The organism is Bradyrhizobium algeriense, assembly GCF_036924595.1.
Lineage (GTDB): Bacteria > Pseudomonadota > Alphaproteobacteria > Rhizobiales > Xanthobacteraceae > Bradyrhizobium > Bradyrhizobium algeriense.
On sequence record NZ_JAZHRV010000001.1, the window covers coordinates 2,585,080 to 2,601,379 of the forward strand.

The 16,300-nt window shown below is 64.6% G+C and carries 18 protein-coding genes and 1 pseudogene; 14 read left to right on the plus strand and 5 right to left on the minus strand.

Going from position 1 to position 16,300, the window contains the following annotated elements; translation table 11 throughout:
• The first annotated feature begins 14 nt into the window (after positions 1-14).
• Entirely contained in the window at positions 15-707 is a 693-nt protein-coding gene (locus tag V1286_RS12635; protein ID WP_334479964.1) for a GNAT family N-acetyltransferase, read from the plus strand.
• Positions 708-742: 35 nt separating this feature from the next.
• Here V1286_RS12635 and V1286_RS12640 read toward each other — a convergent pair whose 3' ends face one another.
• Entirely contained in the window at positions 743-1,198 is a 456-nt protein-coding gene (locus tag V1286_RS12640) for an SRPBCC family protein (protein ID WP_334479966.1), read from the minus strand.
• Between the two features lie 118 nt (positions 1,199-1,316).
• Here V1286_RS12640 and V1286_RS12645 point away from each other — a divergent pair, with 118 nt between their 5' ends.
• The 4 genes from V1286_RS12645 to V1286_RS12660 all read left to right on the plus strand — a co-directional run bounded on the left by V1286_RS12645 (position 1,317) and on the right by V1286_RS12660 (position 4,168).
• A complete protein-coding gene (locus tag V1286_RS12645; protein WP_334479968.1) occupies positions 1,317-2,402 on the plus strand; it encodes an adenylate/guanylate cyclase domain-containing protein in 1,086 nt (361 codons plus the stop codon).
• A gap of 85 nt (positions 2,403-2,487) precedes the next feature.
• Positions 2,488-2,841 (plus strand): ArsR/SmtB family transcription factor, encoded by a 354-nt coding sequence (locus V1286_RS12650; protein ID WP_334489647.1) that lies wholly within the window; start codon positions 2,488-2,490, stop codon positions 2,839-2,841.
• Positions 2,842-2,844: 3 nt separating this feature from the next.
• Positions 2,845-3,378, plus strand: coding sequence for an SRPBCC family protein (locus V1286_RS12655; RefSeq protein WP_334479970.1), 534 nt, complete (start codon positions 2,845-2,847; stop codon positions 3,376-3,378).
• A 40-nt stretch (positions 3,379-3,418) separates the two neighbouring features.
• Positions 3,419-4,168: a DUF899 domain-containing protein gene (locus tag V1286_RS12660; protein WP_334479972.1), complete on the plus strand. Its 750-nt coding sequence runs from the start codon at positions 3,419-3,421 to the stop codon at positions 4,166-4,168.
• A 76-nt stretch (positions 4,169-4,244) separates the two neighbouring features.
• Here V1286_RS12660 and V1286_RS38890 read toward each other — a convergent pair whose 3' ends face one another.
• From V1286_RS38890 to V1286_RS12680, 4 genes are read right to left on the minus strand one after another with little or no spacing between them, the layout of a single operon-like run.
• The gene (locus tag V1286_RS38890; protein ID WP_417021134.1) at positions 4,245-4,421 is read right to left on the minus strand and encodes a hypothetical protein; all 177 of its coding nucleotides are present in this window, start codon (positions 4,419-4,421) and stop codon (positions 4,245-4,247) included.
• Positions 4,418-5,917 carry a tripartite tricarboxylate transporter permease gene (locus V1286_RS12670; RefSeq protein ID WP_334479973.1) on the minus strand — a complete coding sequence of 500 codons (1,500 nt, stop codon included), beginning with the start codon at positions 5,915-5,917 and terminating at the stop codon, positions 4,418-4,420. Before V1286_RS12670 ends, V1286_RS38890 begins: the two co-directional genes overlap by 4 nt.
• Position 5,918: 1 nt before the next feature.
• A complete protein-coding gene (locus V1286_RS12675) occupies positions 5,919-6,377 on the minus strand; it encodes a tripartite tricarboxylate transporter TctB family protein (RefSeq protein ID WP_334479974.1) in 459 nt (152 codons plus the stop codon).
• Between the two features lie 37 nt (positions 6,378-6,414).
• Entirely contained in the window at positions 6,415-7,398 is a 984-nt protein-coding gene (locus tag V1286_RS12680; RefSeq protein ID WP_334479976.1) for a Bug family tripartite tricarboxylate transporter substrate binding protein, read from the minus strand.
• 207 nt (positions 7,399-7,605) lie between these two features.
• Here V1286_RS12680 and V1286_RS12685 point away from each other — a divergent pair, with 207 nt between their 5' ends.
• The 9 genes and pseudogenes from V1286_RS12685 (at position 7,606) to V1286_RS12730 (ending at position 16,101) form a co-directional block, all read left to right on the plus strand.
• Positions 7,606-8,499, plus strand: coding sequence for a LysR family transcriptional regulator (locus V1286_RS12685; RefSeq protein WP_334479978.1), 894 nt, complete (start codon positions 7,606-7,608; stop codon positions 8,497-8,499).
• 95 nt (positions 8,500-8,594) lie between these two features.
• Positions 8,595-9,545 carry a 5-dehydro-4-deoxyglucarate dehydratase gene (gene kdgD, locus V1286_RS12690; RefSeq protein WP_334479980.1) on the plus strand — a complete coding sequence of 317 codons (951 nt, stop codon included), beginning with the start codon at positions 8,595-8,597 and terminating at the stop codon, positions 9,543-9,545.
• A 245-nt stretch (positions 9,546-9,790) separates the two neighbouring features.
• Positions 9,791-10,507: an IclR family transcriptional regulator gene (locus V1286_RS12695; protein WP_334479982.1), complete on the plus strand. Its 717-nt coding sequence runs from the start codon at positions 9,791-9,793 to the stop codon at positions 10,505-10,507.
• Positions 10,508-10,630: 123 nt separating this feature from the next.
• Positions 10,631-11,493 (plus strand): annotated as a pseudogene (locus V1286_RS12705) (NAD(P)H-dependent oxidoreductase).
• 219 nt (positions 11,494-11,712) lie between these two features.
• Positions 11,713-12,639, plus strand: coding sequence for a DUF2167 domain-containing protein (locus V1286_RS12710; RefSeq protein ID WP_334479988.1), 927 nt, complete (start codon positions 11,713-11,715; stop codon positions 12,637-12,639).
• On the plus strand, positions 12,636-12,839 hold the full coding sequence (locus tag V1286_RS12715) for a hypothetical protein (protein ID WP_334479990.1): 204 nt from the start codon (positions 12,636-12,638) through the stop codon (positions 12,837-12,839). Before V1286_RS12710 ends, V1286_RS12715 begins: the two co-directional genes overlap by 4 nt.
• A gap of 127 nt (positions 12,840-12,966) precedes the next feature.
• On the plus strand, positions 12,967-13,317 hold the full coding sequence (locus tag V1286_RS12720; RefSeq protein WP_334479992.1) for a Lin0512 family protein: 351 nt from the start codon (positions 12,967-12,969) through the stop codon (positions 13,315-13,317).
• A gap of 90 nt (positions 13,318-13,407) precedes the next feature.
• Entirely contained in the window at positions 13,408-15,129 is a 1,722-nt protein-coding gene (ilvD, locus tag V1286_RS12725; protein ID WP_334479994.1) for a dihydroxy-acid dehydratase, read from the plus strand.
• A gap of 93 nt (positions 15,130-15,222) precedes the next feature.
• A complete protein-coding gene (locus tag V1286_RS12730) occupies positions 15,223-16,101 on the plus strand; it encodes a 2'-5' RNA ligase family protein (protein WP_334479996.1) in 879 nt (292 codons plus the stop codon).
• The last annotated feature ends 199 nt before the right edge of the window (positions 16,102-16,300 follow it).

The following is a 16,300-nucleotide window of genomic DNA, read 5'->3' on the forward strand; positions in this document are numbered from 1 at the left end:
AAAGTAGCAGCCTGATGTCCGACAGCCCTGGCCATCCCCTCGATTATCCGATCTGGACCGCACTGACGACCACGCAGCAGGCGTTGGCCGAAGGCGATGCCCGCGCGTGGCGCTATCCGACAGAGATCACGCCGTTCGCCGCGACGGCGGACATGTCGCCCGAAAGCTTTGCAGCGCTTCGTGCGCTGATGTCGCCGCAGGACATCGCCGTGCTGTTCACGCCGGATGCCGTGAACCCGCCTGCCGGATTCAAGGTCGCGCTGGCGGACACCGGCGAGCAGATGATCGGGACGCCGGTTGAAACGCCGGCCAACGGTGTCGATATCGTCACCCTCGGTGTCGAGGACGTTCCAGCAATGATCGAACTGACCGCGCTCACCAAGCCCGGGCCGTTCAGCGCGCGGACCCATGAACTCGGCACGTTCCTCGGCATCCGCGTCGATGGCCAGCTTGTCGCGATGGCCGGTGAGCGGATGAAGCCCGCTCACTACACCGAGATGACCGCCGTCTGCGTGCATCCATCCCACCGCGGCCGCGGCTACGGGCAGATGCTGCTATCCGCCGTCTCCCGCCAGATCGTGGCGCGCGGCGAAACTCCCTTCCTGCACGTCTTCACCAGCAATCACTCGGCCATCGCGCTCTACCGGCGGCAGGGGATGGAAATCCGCCGCCGTCTCCACGTGACGGTGTTGAAGAAAGAGGATTGATGGTCCAGCGATGCCCGCCCTGACCGATATCATCCTCACGCGTTGCGGGTGCCGTTCGGCCCCCGATCCGGGCCGGGATCCTGGCCGGCGGCCGCCTTGGTCAGCCTGTCGATATAATGGATCCAGCCCTTGGCGTGGCTCGCCTGGTGAGCGGCGCTGGGAAGCCCGCTATGGGTCATGCGCAGCAATGTGCCGCCATCGTGCTCGATCAGGTCGATTTCGATCAGGCCCGATCCCGGCGGCACCTCCTCATTGCCTTCCCAGCCAAAACTGTAGGCGAGGCGATGCACCGGCACCACCTCGCGGAACGTGCCGCGCGCCGTCGCGCTGCCGACGCCTTTCAGAAGGTACAGTCCGCCCGGATGCATCTCCGTCACGGCCTCGCTGCCCATCCATTGCACGATCTTCTCTGGGTCTGTCAGGAAGGCGAACACGCTGGCGCGCGGTGCGGCGATCTGGGTCTCGCGCTGGACCACAAACGATTCAGGCATCAAAAACCTCGCTACTTATTGGCATCAGGGGCGCTGCAACCGTGCCAACATATGCCGGCGCGGGAATTTACCAAGTGCCGATGACGATAATGAATTGCCCCTGCCATAGGATCGGACCATGCAACTGAGTTCGACGCTGACATGGCTGGTCGATGCGGCCGGCGTGTCGCCGGGCGCTGACCGGTTTCTCGCCGAACTCGGCACGCGCTTGATCGCGGACGACATGCCACTCGCCGGCGGCGCGCTGACGCTCGCCGTGCCGCACCCGATCATCGCCCGCCGCACCTGGTTGTGGCGGGCCGGGAACGGTGAGGTGATCGAGGCGGTGGGATTTGCGCCAGTGGGATTTGGCGGCGCGGCGAGTTCGTCGGGCGATGCAGGCCGGAGCTGGCTGGCCGGGCTCGCGGGCGGAGCGGTGCATGAAAACAGCGTTGGCGCGGGAGAAGGCGGGCCGGTGCTTGGCTGGATCGGGCCGCGCCGGTTCACGGAAACGGAAGCCAATCGATTGCGCGAGGCCGCCCGCTTTGCCGCAGCGCCGCTCGCCGCGCTCTCGGCGCGCGCGACGCTGTCGGCCGCGCTCGAGGCCTATCTCGGCCGGCGCAGCGCCGCGCGCGTGCTGGCGGGGCCGCTGCGGCGCGAAGTCGGCGAGACCATTCGGGCGGTGTTGCTCTATGGCGATCTGCGCGGCTTCACGGCGCTGTCTGAATCCGAGCCTCCTGCTGCCGTCATCGCCGCCCTTGGCGGCTGGTTCGACTGCATCGGCGGCGCCGTCCACGCCTTTGGCGGCGAAGTGTTGAAATTCATCGGCGACGGCGTGCTCGCGATCTTCCCGGTCGGCGACAAGCCGCGCGACGCCTGCGACGCGGCGCTGCGCGCGGTTGCTTCCGCGAAAGCCGGCATGGCGCATCTCGATACGAGCCGGCGAGAGCAGGGGCTGCCGCCGCTGGCGTTCGGCGTGGCGTTGCATCTTGGCGAAATTCTGTGGGGCAATGTCGGCGCGGCCGACCGGCTGGATTTCACTGCGATCGGTCCTGCGGTGAATCTGGTCAGCCGGCTCGAAGGGCTCTGCCGGCCGCTTGGCCGAACCGTCCTGATCTCGGGCGCGGTCGCCACTGAGACAAGCGCAACGCTGATGCCGCTGGGAACGCATGCGCTGCGCGGCATCGCATCTCCCTGCGCCGTTTACACCGCGCCGGACTACTAGGCGCAGTTCTGGAACCGCCGGGTCCATCACGAAAACGTTAAACCGATCGGTTGACTATCGATGCCGCGTGCCTATACTAAACCACATGGTTGAGTATTCGACACATCTCGATGCTGTTTTTCACGCGCTGGCGGACCCGACGCGCCGCGCGATGCTTGGTCATCTGGCCGAGCGGGAGCTCACGATCGGGGAACTGGCGACGCCATTCCACATGAGCTTCGCCGGCGCGTCGAAACATGTGCGGGTGCTGGAGAATGCCGGGCTGGTGAAGCGCACGATCCGCGGCCGCACCCATCTATGCCGACTCGAGGCGGCACGGCTCGCGGAAGCCGATGCGTGGCTGAAGCGCTACGAACGTTTCTGGAGCGCAAAACTCGACTCGCTGGAAGCCCTGCTGCGTGCAGAGGACGAGGCGAAAGCAAAGCAGGTGAAGGAGTAGACAATGAATGCAACGACAAAGCCCGATGCCTATGGCGAGTTGATCGAGCCGACCACGCTCAAGATCCAAAGGCTTCTGCCCGGCCCGATCGAACGCATCTGGGCCTATCTCACCGACAGCGAGCTGCGCCGCAAATGGCTCGCAGCGGGCGCGATGGAGATGAAGGTCGGCGCGCCCGTTGAGTTCGTCTGGCGCAACGACGAACTCAACGATCCCCCAGGCAAGCGGCCGGAGGGGTTCCCGGAAGAGCACCGGATGCAAAGCCGGATCACCGAACTCGAACCGCTCCGCAAGCTCTCGATCGCCTGGAACAACAGCGGCGACGTGACGTTCGAGCTGGAGCCGAAGGGCACGGGCGTGCTGCTCACCGTGACCCATCGCCGTCTGCCCGATCGCTCGACCATGCTCAAGGTCAGCGCCGGCTGGCACATGCATCTCGATATCCTGGTCGCCCGCGCCAACGACAAGGAACCGGCGCCATTCTGGGATGGCTGGGCCCGCCTGCAGCAGGAATACGATCGCCGGCTGCCGGCCTGACGAGCACGCAACAAGCATCTCAACAAACAGGAGACTAGCCATGCAGACCAACGTCGTGTCAGCGCAAGAGTGGGAAGCCGCCCGCCAGAAGTTGCTCGTGAAGGAAAAGGAATTGACCCACGCCCGGGACGCCATGGCCGCCGAGCGTCGGCGGATGCCGTGGCTGGCCGTGGAGAAGGAATACAAGTTCGAGGGACCTAAAGGCGAAGCGAGCCTGCGCGATCTGTTCGAAGGCCGCCATCAGCTCATCGTCTACCGCGCCTTCTACGAGCCCGGGGTGTTTGGCTGGCCCGAGCATGCCTGCCGCGGCTGCTCGATGGTGGCCGACCAGGTCGCCCACATCGCCCATCTCAACGCCCGTGACACCACGCTCGTGTTCGTTTCGCGAGCGCCGCAAACGGACATTGCGCGCCTGAAGGCGCGAATGGGATGGGAGATGATCCCCTGGTACACCGTCACGGACAGCTTCGATGCCGACTTCGGCGTCGACGAGTGGCACGGCACCAACGTGTTCTTCCGCGACGGCGACAAAATCTACCGGACCTACTTCATCAACAACCGGGGCGACGAGCAGATGGGGGGCACCTGGAATTATCTCGACATCACGCCGCTAGGACGCCAGGAGGAGTGGGAGGATTCGCCCGAAGGCTATCCGCAAACCCAAACCTACAAGTGGTGGAACTGGCACGACAGCTACGTCGAAGGCGCCGCGCCCGACAAGAGGTGGGTCGAGGTGTCGGACGCCGGAGAGGCCGCGTTCCGGGAGCAGTCCGCGAGAGCAAAGCGATGAGCCATGCTTGCTCAGGCGGATCCGGCGGCGGCGCGCGCCGCCGGAACGCCGCCGCGCATCGGGTGGCCAATGGGCTCTATCTCGCGGCCGCGCCGACCTTTGCGATGATGGCGCTCCTGACGGGCGTCCTTGGCGGCGGCCCGTCGGACGCGTTGTGTTCGATCGCGGGCGCGTCGCCGCTCGGCGGAATGGTCCCGATGTACTTGCTGATGAGCGTCTTCCATTCGGCGCCCTGGCTGAAGCTGGCGCTCACTCGGCCAGCGCCTCCTGGCGGCTGCGCCGGATCGCCGGGAATACCATCAGCAGAAACAGCACCGCGACGAGCGCGAGCAGCGTGGCGCTGATCGGGCGGCGCAGAAAGACCGAGAAATCGCCGTCCGCCAGCAGCATCGCGCGACGGAAGTTTTCTTCCAGTTGCGGCCCGAGCACGAGGCCGAGCAGCAACGGCGCCGGCTCGACGCCGACCTTGATGAAGAAGTATCCGATCAGCGCGCAGCCGAGCATCAGCCAGACATTGAACAAATTGTTGGCGAGGCCGAACGTGCCGATGCAGCAGAACAGCACGATCGCCGGAAACAGCAGCCGGTAGGGAATTTTCAGCATCGAGACCCACACGCCGATCAGCGGCAGGTTGATGATGATCAGCATCAGGTTTCCGACCCACATGCTGGCGATGACGCCCCAGACCAGCTGCGGTTGCTCGCGCATGATCTGCGGGCCGGGCTGGATACCCTGCATCATCAGCGCGCCGATCATCAGCGCCATCAGGGCATTGGCGGGGATGCCGAGCGTCAGCAGCGGGATGAAGCTCGTCTGCGCGCCCGCATTGTTGGCGGCCTCCGGTCCGGCGACGCCTTCGATCGCGCCCTTGCCGAAACGGGAGGGATCGCGGGCGAGTTTCTTCTCCAGCGCATAGGAGGAGAAGGGTGGCAGCGCGGCGCCGCCGCCCGGCAACACGCCGAGGACGGAGCCCAACACGGTGCCGCGAACCATCGCCGGGAAGGCGGCGCGAAGATCGGCGCCGCTCGGGATCAGGCTGCGGATCGACTGGCTGACGACGCGCATCACCGCCGGACGTTCAAGATTGGCAATGATCTCGCCAAGGCCGAACATGCCCATCGCGACCGGCACGAAGTCGAGCCCGTCGGAGATCTCGGCGATCCCGAAGGTCATCCGCGGCGCGCCCGAATTGACGTCGATGCCGACGAGGCCAAGCAGGATGCCGAGCAGTACCATCGCAAGCGACTTGGCGACGGAGCCGTGGGCGAGCACGACGGCCGCGATCAATCCGAGCACGAGCAGGCTGAAATATTCGACCGCGGTGAATTTCAGCGCCAGCGCGGCCAGCGGCAGGCTGAGCACGGCGATCACCACCGTAGCGACGGTGCCGGCAAAGAACGAGGCGATCGCGGCGATCGCGAGCGCTGTCCCGGCCTTGCCCTGCCTGGCCATCTCGTGGCCGTCGAGGCAGGTGACGACCGAGGAGGTTTCGCCGGGCACGTTGACGAGGATGGCCGTGGTCGAGCCGCCATACTGTGCGCCGTAGAAGATGCCGGCCAGCATGATCATGGCTGATGGAGGCGACAGGCCGAAGGTGAAGGGCAGCAGCAGCGCGATCGCCGGGATCGGTCCGATGCCGGGCAGCACGCCAATCGCGGTGCCGATGACGACGCCGATCAGGCAGAACAGCAAATTATTGAGCTGCAGGGCGGTCGTCAGCCCCATCAGGAGATTGTCGAAAAGCTCCATATCAGAACCATGCTCCAGGCCAGATCGGCACCGGCAAGGCCAGCGCCTTGACGAAGAGCAGCACCGCCGCCGCCGAGAGCCCCAGTGCGAAGAGTAAGGTTTCGATCGGCCGCGCTTCCCGCGTCGCGAGGCTTGCGATCAGGATCGCGGCGAACGACGACAGCGCAAGGCCGAAGCGCGTGGCGGTAAGCGCGAACACGGCAACCGACGCCGTGATCGCGAGCAGGGGCTGCAGGCGGACCGGCGCGATCCCGACAAACGGGCGGCGGATTCCGCGGATGCTGAACCAGAGTCCGAAGGCCAGCAGCATGATGGCGATGGCGCGCGGCATGTAGCCCGGCCCCATGTCGGCGGCAGTGCCGCCCGACAAAGTGCGCGTCGCCGCCAGCGCGATGCCGGCGACCGCGATCAGGAACAGCCCGAAGAGCACATCCTGCCAGTCCGTTCGACGGGCGTTCATCGCAAGCCTCGCATCGCAAGCCCAAGTTCGGGTCCCGTCATTCGCCCTTGATGCCGGCTTCGCGGATGACTTCGCCCCAGCGTTTGGTGGCGTCCTTCAGCCAGGTAGCCATCGCGTCCGGGGTGCCGGCGCGGACTTCGCCGCCCTGTTCGGCGATCTTGGCCTTGATCTCCGGTGACTCCAGAATCTTGCCGATCTCGGTATTGAGCCGCGCAATCACCGCCGGCGGCGTGCCGCTGGCCACCAGGATGCCCTGCCAGGTGCCGGCGTCGCCACCGGGCAGCTTGGCCTCCTTGAAGGTCGGCAGGTCGGGCGCGGAGGGGACGCGGTGCTCGCCGGTCACCGCGAGACCGACCAGTTGCTTGTTGGTCACGAAGGGAAGGGTTGCCGACGCGCCGTTGATGAGGGCGCCGCTCTCGCCGGCGACCACGGCGCGGGTCGCCGCCGCGCCGCCCTTGTAGGGCACATGCTTGAACTGGATGCCGAGCTCCTTCTGCATCACCACGGCGGTGATGTGATTGGCGCCGCCGACTCCGGAATTCGCCACCGCGAGCTTGCCGGGATTGGCCTTGGCATAGGCAATCAGTTCCGCCACCGTTTTGACCGGGATCGATTCATGCACGGCCAGCACATAGGGGCCGAACATCACCATCGTTACGGGGGCGAGGTCCTTTTCGAGATTATAGGTCAGGTTCGAAAACAGGCTGGGCGCCGTCGCCACCGAACCGACATCCGTCAGCAGCAACGTCGTGCCGTCGGGCGTCGCCTTGGCGACGGCGTCCGCGCCGAGATTGCCGGCCGCGCCGGGCTTGTTCTCGACCACCACCGACTGGCCGATCGCCGCCGACAATTTCGGGCTGATCAGCCGCGCCAGGATGTCTGATGTGCCACCGGGTGCATAGGGCACGATGATGCGCACCGGCCGGTCGAAGTTTTGGGCGTGAACGACACCGGGCAGTTGGCTGAGCAGGATGGCTGCGGCGGCGGCAAGGGCGGCGCGGCGCCCGAAACGTGGAAGCATTTATTTTTCCTCCGATCGAAATTGCACAAGCGCTCTGCGGCGTCGCGCATCGCGGTCTTTGGCCGCGCTGGTGGCACGATAAGCGATCATCGATCCAATAGCGAACTAGAATGAGGATGGTCCGATACCAATTTTGGATCAAATCGTGGGATGCGATAGGGTAGCGAGGGCGGAAACCGTCGGTGCGATTGAGAAAAAGGGAGCGGTATGTTCGAACTGAGCCAGGTGCGCTGTTTCGTGGCCGTGGCGGAGGAGCTGCATTTCGGCCGCGCCGCCGCGCGATTGAACATGACGCAGCCGCCGCTCAGCCGGCAGATCCAGATTCTCGAACGGATCTTGGGCGTAAAACTGCTTCAGCGCGGCAATCGCCTGGTCAGGCTGACGCCGGCCGGCCAAAGCTTCCTCACCGAGGCGCGGCTGATCTTGACGCTCACGGAGAGCGCGGCCTTGCTGGCAAGGCGCGTCGCCGAGGGCAAGGCCGGCTCGGTCAATATCGGCTTCACCGCCGCATCTTCCTACAGTTATGTGCCCGAACTGGTGGCGGCCTGCCGCCAGCAGCTGCCGGATGTCGAATTGATCCTCAAGGAGATGGTCAGCGGCGACCAGCTCAAGCGGCTTGGCGCCGGCGAAATCGATATCGGCCTGCTGCGGCCGCCGATCCCGCGCACCGGTCTGCAATTCTTCCGGGTGAAGGCCGAGCCGATGGTCGCGGCCGTGCCGGCCGGGCACAGGCTGGCCCGGGCCGCGACGATCGGCCTTCCGGACCTCGCGGCCGAACCCTTCATCATGTACGCGCCCTATGAGGCCCGTTACTTCCACGACCTGCTGGTGGAGCTGTTTTCGCGCGCCGCACTGGCGCCGGTCTATATCCAGCACCTCGCGCAGATCCACTCGATCCTGGCCATCGTGCATTCCGGCGTCGGCGTCGCACTGGTGCCGGAAGCGGCGGAGAATCTGCAGTTCAGCGGCGTCGCGCTGCGGCCACTGGCCGATCCGCAGCAACGCGCGGCCGAACTCTACTTCGTCTGGCGGGACGACAATGACAATCCGCTGTTGCCGGTGATCGCGGCGATCGCCCGCAACCTCGTGGGCGGCGCCTGAGTCATCCAATCAATGGATCATTCGATCCAGCAATTGGTCTGCCGCGGCATCGAGCCTGGTCTAATCCTGTGGCTTCCACAGCGAGGACCGCCACGATGAGCAGATTGACCCCGAAGGAGATGGCGCTGACGATCGGCAACGGGCTGTTGTCGTTTCCCGTCACGCCGTTCGACGCCTCCAACAAATTCGACGCCGTGCGCTATCGCTCCAATCTCGACTGGCTGTGCAGCTATGAAGTGGCCGGTCTGTTCGCGGCCGGCGGCACCGGAGAATTCTTCTCGCTGACGCCGGCGGAAGTCGTCGAGGTCGTGACCACTGCCGTGCAGCAGACCGCCGGCCGCGTGCCGGTGCTGGCCGGCGTCGGCTACGGCACGGCGATGGCGACCGAACTTGCCGGCGCCGTCGAGCGCGCCGGCGCCGACGGCATCCTGCTGCTGCCGCCCTATCTGGTGTTCTCCGAGCAGGCGGGACTGGCGGCGCATGTCGAGGCGGTCTGCAAGGCGACCAGCCTCGGCGTCATCGTCTACAACCGCGACAACGCCATCCTCACCGAGGATACGATCGCAAAACTTTGCGAACGCTGCCCGAACCTTGTCGGCTTCAAGGACGGCGTCGGCGACATCGAACAGATGACGCGCATCCATCTGCGCATGGGCGACCGGTTGACCTATGTCGGCGGATTGCCCACCGCCGAAACCTTCGCGTTGCCCTATCTCGAAATGGGCGTGACGACCTACTCCTCCGCCGTGTTCAACTTCGTGCCGGAGTTCTCAACCAAATTCTACGCGGCGGTGCGGCGGCGCGACCGCGAAACCGTCCAGGCGGGCCTGCGCGACTTCATCATGCCGCTGCTCGCGATCCGCAACCGCAAGCGCGGTTACGCAGTGTCGATGATCAAGGCCGGGATGAAGGTGATTGGCCGCGATTCCGGCCCGGTGCGGTCGCCGCTGACCGACCTGACATCAGGGGAAGTCGAGGAACTGTCTGTTCTGGTCAGCCGGCTGAAAGCAAGCGAGTTTGCCAGCCGATCGTTCGCAGCCGCCTGACGGCAATCCTGTGCTTGAAAATTGGTCCGGGCACGCATCAACCCGATAAGCACGATAATTCGGCAACAGCCGGCGACATTACTCAACTTGCGACCTCGTTCACGCCTCTTGTCGCGTCGTTTTCGCGCAACGAGACACGCTTCGACAGGTGCGATCGGAGCACAAATATTCAGCATGGATGGACTTGTTGTCCGGGGGCGCCACGCCAATGTTAGCGGGCAGTATCTGTCATCAATGAACGCGTAATGTCGGAAGTCAGGCTGATTCAATCCATCGAGCGCGCAACCGCGATCCTCGAAATCATCGCACAAGAGGGTGGTGCTGCGCGGCTGCAGCATATTGCCGAGCACACCAAGCTCGGCAAGACGACCGCGCACAATCTTCTGAAGACGCTGGACGAGCTTGGCTACGTGCACCGCCGCGCCGGAGACACGCGCTATCATCTCGGCGGCCGCATTCTCAATCTGGCGCGGATCGCCGGAGACGACGGCGCGCTTCGCAGCCGCCTGCGCCCGGCGCTCGAAGCCGTCGCAAGGCGCACCGGAGAGATGGTCTATCTCGCCGTGCCGAGCGGTGATGAAGTCTATTATCTCGATGCGATCGAACCGTCCCACGCAGTGAAAGCGGGCGCATGCCCTATCGGCATACGCGAGCCTCTGGAAGGATCAGCGGTCGGCCTCGTGTTCCTCGCCTTCATGCCCGGGCTCGGCAAGCGTGTCCTTGCCAGCCGTGCCGACGCGCTTGGTCCGCAGATTCTATCCGAGATCAAGACGGTGGCCACGCGCGGCTTCGCGCTCGATCTCGAGAATTACCAGCCGGGCCTCCACTGCGTCGCCATTCCCTGGCGCGAGGGTGGCGAGGTTCGTGCGAGCGTCGGGCTGAGCGGGCCATCGGCGCGCTTGTCGCCGCAGGCATTGACGGACATGGCCTGGATGATGATGAGGGAGGTCGAGCGCGCCTGAGTTCAGCATTGCTGAACATATGGCGTTTCCAGGTTTCGATCGTTCGCCTTTGCGATTTTGCGCACCATGTTGAGGCCGTCGCGCCACGCGCGCGTTTCGCAAGCCTCAACAGGAGCAACGTCTTTGAGCAACGTCCTTGTCGTTCACGCGCATCCGGAACCGAAATCACTCACCAGCGCCTTGAAGAATCTGGCGGTCGAAACCCTCACCGCGCAGGGCCACACGGTGCAGGTCTCCGATCTCTATGCGGCCAAGTGGAAGGCGGTCGCCGATCGCGGAGATTTTCTCGGTCAGGCCAACCGGATCGCCTCAGCTATGCCGCCGAGTCGCGTCATGCATTCGCCACCGGCACCCAATCGGCCGACGTCGAGGCCGAACAGCAGAAGCTCTTGTGGGCTGGCGCCGTTCTCCTGAGTTTTCCGATGTGGTGGTTCGGCATGCCGGCCATCCTGAAGGGCTGGGTCGACCGGGTCTTCGCCTACGGTTTTGCATATGGCGTCGGGACTCATGGTGGCGAAAGATGGGGCGACCGGTATGGCGAAGGTACCTTGAGCGGTCGCCGCGCGATGCTGTCGGTCACGATCGGTGGACGCGCGCCGCACTATGGCGAGCGCGGCGTGAATGGGCGGCTCGACGATCTGCTGTGGCCGATCCAGCATGGCATGCTCTTTTATCCGGGCATGCAGATCCTGCCGCCTTTCGCCGTCTATCAGAGCGACCGGCTGACCGAGGCCGAATGGCCCGCCGTTGCCGAGGCCTATCGGCGCCGCATCGCAGGACTTTTCAGCGATCGGCCGATCGCCTACCGCACCCAGAATGGTGGACACTATGACGGCCAGCAGGTTTTGAAACCAGGTCTGGGTTTAGGCGAGAGCGGCGCGCGCATCCATCTCGTCCAACCGGGCGATCCGAAGGAGGTTCTTGATGGCAATGGTCCGGATAGCACCGCCGCGACGCGCGAAATGGCGGCTTGTCCGGACTCGTGATGAGCGCGGTATAAGCCGCAAGACACTTGTGCGGAGAAAGCTTGGTGTTTTTCCGGCGTAACCGTGACGACGGAAATGTGCACTTTCCTTACGAGGCACTTCATCCAATCCGCGGCAATTTTTGTTATCGAACGGGCTGAATGATATGTCGTTCAGTATTGCTATTTACGGTTGTTGGTGTCATCCGATCCGTCGAAGGCAATGTTCCAGGAGAGTTCGGTGCAAAAAGTGATTTCCGCCGTCGTCATGTTGCTTGTCGTGCTTGGGTCGCTGCCGGTCTTTGCTCAGGCGTCCCCGCCGAGCGAGGCCTCGCGAAAGGCGGAATTGGTTGCCGCGTGGAAAGCCGCCAGCGAGGCTGGCGTCGGCGGGCCCAAGGATGTTTCCCTGATCGACCAGGCCACGCTGAAGCTTGTGGCAGGTCGTTTCTTCGTGCCGCAGGCTGAAGGCGCCCGTGTCTTGCGGGCGCTCGGCAACGTCGTCAACGATGCAGGCTTCGTCGGCCTTGTGGTCGGCACGGGGCCGAATGACGAGTGGATCGTGGTGGTCCGCTACGTCAAGGAAGGCTACATCAAGGATGATGATGCCAAGAACTGGAATGCCGACGAGCTCCTGAAAAATCTGAAGGACGGAGTGGAGGAGACCAACAAGGACCGCATCGCGCGTGGGTTTCCCGAGATGCAGGTGATCGGATGGGTGCAGCCGCCGAGTTACGATGCCGGCAGCCATCGCCTGGTCTGGTCGCTGCTCGCCAAGGACAAGGGCGAGGCGGACAACGCGGCGAAGAGCATCAATTACAATACCTACGCGCTGGGGCGCGACGGCTATTTCAGCCTCAATCTGCTGTCGAACTCGGAACGCATCGCCGGCGACAAGGCGGTGGCCCATGAGCTGCTCGGCGATCTGGCCTACAATGCCGGCAAGCGCTACGAAGACTTCAGCGCCTCGACCGATCGCATCGCGGAATATGGCCTGATGGCGCTGGTCGGGGGCGTTGCGGCCAAGAAGTTCGGTCTGTTTGCGCTCGTGGCCGCGTTCGTGCTCAAATTCGCCAAGGTCATCCTCATCGGCCTGGCGGTCGTGGGCGCGGGCGTGCTGAATTTCTTCCGTCGCAGGCCGCGCAGGGATTCGGCCGACGGCTCGGCATGAAGGCGCTCTTTCTCCCTCTCTTCTCCGGCCTCAAATGGGGCAAGCTCGCCACCGGCGGCGGAAGCATGCTGCTGGCGTTGATGCTTTACCGCCGGAGCCCGATGCTTTTGATCGTCGCGATCCTCGCCGCCCCGGAACTCGTGAAGGCGTGGCGGTACGATCCCAAGGCTCCTGAGAACGTCGCTTATTATGGATGCTGAGCCGGTTCGCGCGGCCCGTCTAGCGAACGCATGTCTGCTGTGACTTGACGCCGCCACCGCAAGCGACGATTGAGAACAAGGTCTTCACCGAGCAATATCAAACGCATAAACGACAAGAGGAAACCCGATGGCACGCGTGCGCTGTATCACCGAAATGGGCATGGGCGTCGACGTTCACGGGCGCGATGCCACCAAGGCCGCCAAGCGCGCCGTCTCCGACGCCATCCGCCACTCCAGCCTCGGTTTCTTCCGGATGCTGGGCAAGACCGCCAGCGACATGTTCGTCGAGGTCACCGTCGCGGTGCCGGACCCGAGCGGCGTCGACACCGCGGCAGTTGCCAAGGAGCTGCCGTACGGCACCGTGAACGTGACGGCCGTCAAGGGCGGGCTGGAAGTGCCTGCCGAGAGCGGAAGCGACTCCATCATTATCGCGAACGCCGCCGTGATAGTGAGTTTCGACGACGGCAAGACTGGTTAAACAAGCCCGGCCAACAAGACTTGCTAAATTCGTTCAGTGCCAAGCAGGCCGGACGCCTGGTCCGCGATCAACCGGAAGACCTGGAGCCCCATGACGACGCAGGACAGCAGCATTTATTGGAAGCGAGGGCGGGTGGAGTTGCGCGCCGCCGGATTCGATCCGGACCGCGCCGCGCAGACCAGCGCGGTGGTGACGATTGCCAGCGCCTACACCAATGCCCATCGCTGCAACAACCGCGTGCGCGCCATTACCGATCTCCTGGTCGAGATCCTGGCGGAGCGCGGCGGGCAGGGGCTGATCGTCGGCGCGCCGGCGGTGTCGGATGCGCTGACGCAGGGCACGCCGACGGCGGGATATAGCCTTGCCTCGCGCGACGTCGTCGCCGACTGTTTTGAGATCGGCCACTACGCGCATCATGGCGACGCCATGATCGTGATTTCCGGCTGCGACAAAACCGGCGCCGCCGCGCTGATGCCGCTCGCGCGCACCAACGCCTTTGGCCTCGTGCTCTATCCCGGCACCGGCACGCCGGGGCGCGTCTCGTTCGGGGCATGGGCCAGCAAGGGCAACAACATCACGATCCTCGATTATGCCGAGGCGCGCGCCGCAAACGAGTCCGGCCGCATCTCCGGCGAGGAGCTGCTGGAAGTCGAGCGCAACGTGATGCCGGGCAGCGGCACCTGCGGCGCGATGTTCACGGCCAACACCATGAGCACGATCGCGGAATCAATCGGCATGATGCTGCCGCGCGGCGCCTCGCATCCGGCCGATTACAACGCCGGCAGCGACATCCACGCCGACGTCCGCGCGCAGGCCCGCGCTTCGGTCGAGGCCCTGTACCGGCTGATGGAAGCTGGCATCCGGCCGCGCGACATCATGACCGAGCGCGCCTTCGAGAACGCGATTACCACCGTCTACGCGATGGGCGGTTCGACCAACATGTATCTGCATCTGCTGGCAGTCGCGCGCGAGGCCCAGGTGCCGATCACGATCGAGCGCATTCAGGCGGTCGGCGAGCGCGTCCCGCTGCTGGCCGATCTGCAGCCGCATGGCCCGTTCGCGATGGGCAGCCTGCATGCGATCGGCGGCGTGCCGGTCGTGATGAAGGAACTGCTGCGCGCGGGCCTTCTGCATGGCGACGTCATGACGGTGACCGGCAGGACGCTGGCGGAAAACCTCGCCGATGTTCCGACGCTCGAACAGATGCCGCCGCAGGAGATCGTCCTTCCGGTGTCGAAGCCGATCGCGCCGGCGAACAATCACATCAGCGTCTTGAAGGGCAACCTCGCGCCGGAGAGCTGCTTGCTGAAGCTCTCGGGCAAGGCGCTGGAGAAGGGCCAGTTCCGCGGCACTGCGCGCGTGTTCGAGTCCGAAGCGGACACAATGGCTGCGATCCGCGCCGGCGAGATCGTGGCGGGCAACGTGATCGTGGTGCGCAATGTCGGCCCGGTCGGCGGGCCCGGCATGCCGGAAATGGTGATGTTGACGATCCAGTTGCAGGGGCGTGGCCTTGGCGAGGACGTCGCGCTGATTACCGACGGCCGCTTTTCCGGCGTCTCGCACGGCATCCTGATCGGCCACGTCTCACCCGAAGCCGCGCGCGGCGGCCCGATCGCCGCGGTGCGTGACGGCGATGCCATTGTCATCGATCCCGGCGCCCGCACCGTTACCCTCGAAGTGTCCACGGAAGAGATCGCGCGCCGCATGGCCGACTGGCGCGTGCCGGCTTCTGTTGCGGCGGTACAGCCGGGATCCGTGCATGACAAATACATCCGGCTGGTGTCGTCGGCGCACTATGGCTGCGTGCTGTGAGGGGGCTTGGTACAGTGGCGGCATCAGAACTAATTCGCTAGACTTTCAACCCGTCCTTTGGCCGAGACCCGGCCATTTGCTGCAACGACGCATATGAAAACCAAGGATCAATCCCGCTTCAGTATCGATGCATTGCGAGGCCTTGCGGGCGACAAGGTGTTTGCGCGCGGAGAGACCTATCATCGCGACGGTCAGGTGCAGATTCTTACGATCGAACCGAAGCGCGTGTTGGCGCAAGTCGCGGGCACCGAGGATTACCGTACCGAGCTCACCGGACGCGGCAGCAATATCGGTGGCCATTGCTCCTGCCCCGCATTCGGGGATTGGGGAGTCTGCAAGCACATGGTCGCCGTGGCGCTGACGGCCAATGCCTTGGGCCCCGATGCGGAGGCGGAAGGCGCGGGTGTGCTGGCGCGCATCCGCGACCATCTGAAACAAAAAAGCGTCGATGCGCTCGCCGGAATGATCATGGAACTGGCAGAGCGGGATCCGGCCTTGTTGGGCAGGCTGGACGTGGCGGGTGTGCTGAAACGCGCCCATAAATTCGACGGCAAACTCATCGCGCCCGAGCGCCTGCACGTTTCGTTGTTCTTCCTCGGCGGCTTGCCCGAGCGCCATATTCGGGCGGCTTGCGAGGCTGCCACCGAGGTGCGGACCGAGCCGTTCGAGGTTTCGTTCGACCGCACCGCGAGCTTCCGGGGCAGGCCGGGCAATCGTCCGTTCGTTCTGATTGGAGAGAGTGGATTGCGCCGATTGGAGTCATTTCAGCGGATGCTCGGCGCCGCGCTGACGCGAAGCGGATTGAAGCGGGTGGCGAATACGAATTTTACGCCGCATGTGACGCTGTTGTACGATGCGCGTAGCGTGGACGAGCATCCGATTCAGCCGATCTTCTGGACAGTGACGGAGTTCGTGCTCATCCACAGCATGAAGGGCCACGCTTATCACGGTCGCTGGCCGTTGCGGGCATGACGGGAATTGGCACAGCTGGAAGCCTGCAGTGGTCATCGCGGTCGATCGCAAACCTCGCGGCGGTCGTGTCAGACCGAGGGCCCGAAAGAGGCGATCCATATGGTCTCTGCCTTCTCAGTGCGGCAACGGATCGTACTGGGGCGCCTGCTCATTGATCTCGTCCTTCGACGCAATGAAGAGGCATCGGCGCAGCCAGCTT

Bases quoted from the DNA above. Each gene is read 5' to 3' on its own strand.
- V1286_RS12670 (WP_334479973.1), bottom strand. From the start codon at position 5,917: ATGGAGCTTTTCGACAATCTCCTGATGGGGCTGACGACCGCCCTGCAG.
- V1286_RS12660 (WP_334479972.1), top strand. From the start codon at position 3,419: ATGCAGACCAACGTCGTGTCAGCGCAAGAGTGGGAAGCCGCCCGCCAG.
- V1286_RS12720 (WP_334479992.1), top strand. From the start codon at position 12,967: ATGGCACGCGTGCGCTGTATCACCGAAATGGGCATGGGCGTCGACGTT.
- kdgD (WP_334479980.1), top strand. From the start codon at position 8,595: ATGAGCAGATTGACCCCGAAGGAGATGGCGCTGACGATCGGCAACGGG.
- V1286_RS12675 (WP_334479974.1), bottom strand. From the start codon at position 6,377: ATGAACGCCCGTCGAACGGACTGGCAGGATGTGCTCTTCGGGCTGTTC.
- V1286_RS12695 (WP_334479982.1), top strand. From the start codon at position 9,791: ATGTCGGAAGTCAGGCTGATTCAATCCATCGAGCGCGCAACCGCGATC.
- V1286_RS12645 (WP_334479968.1), top strand. From the start codon at position 1,317: ATGCAACTGAGTTCGACGCTGACATGGCTGGTCGATGCGGCCGGCGTG.
- V1286_RS12715 (WP_334479990.1), top strand. From the start codon at position 12,636: ATGAAGGCGCTCTTTCTCCCTCTCTTCTCCGGCCTCAAATGGGGCAAG.
- V1286_RS12730 (WP_334479996.1), top strand. From the start codon at position 15,223: ATGAAAACCAAGGATCAATCCCGCTTCAGTATCGATGCATTGCGAGGC.
- V1286_RS12680 (WP_334479976.1), bottom strand. From the start codon at position 7,398: ATGCTTCCACGTTTCGGGCGCCGCGCCGCCCTTGCCGCCGCCGCAGCC.
- V1286_RS12655 (WP_334479970.1), top strand. From the start codon at position 2,845: ATGAATGCAACGACAAAGCCCGATGCCTATGGCGAGTTGATCGAGCCG.
- V1286_RS12635 (WP_334479964.1), top strand. From the start codon at position 15: ATGTCCGACAGCCCTGGCCATCCCCTCGATTATCCGATCTGGACCGCA.
- V1286_RS12650 (WP_334489647.1), top strand. From the start codon at position 2,488: ATGGTTGAGTATTCGACACATCTCGATGCTGTTTTTCACGCGCTGGCG.
- V1286_RS12685 (WP_334479978.1), top strand. From the start codon at position 7,606: ATGTTCGAACTGAGCCAGGTGCGCTGTTTCGTGGCCGTGGCGGAGGAG.
- ilvD (WP_334479994.1), top strand. From the start codon at position 13,408: ATGACGACGCAGGACAGCAGCATTTATTGGAAGCGAGGGCGGGTGGAG.
- V1286_RS12640 (WP_334479966.1), bottom strand. From the start codon at position 1,198: ATGCCTGAATCGTTTGTGGTCCAGCGCGAGACCCAGATCGCCGCACCG.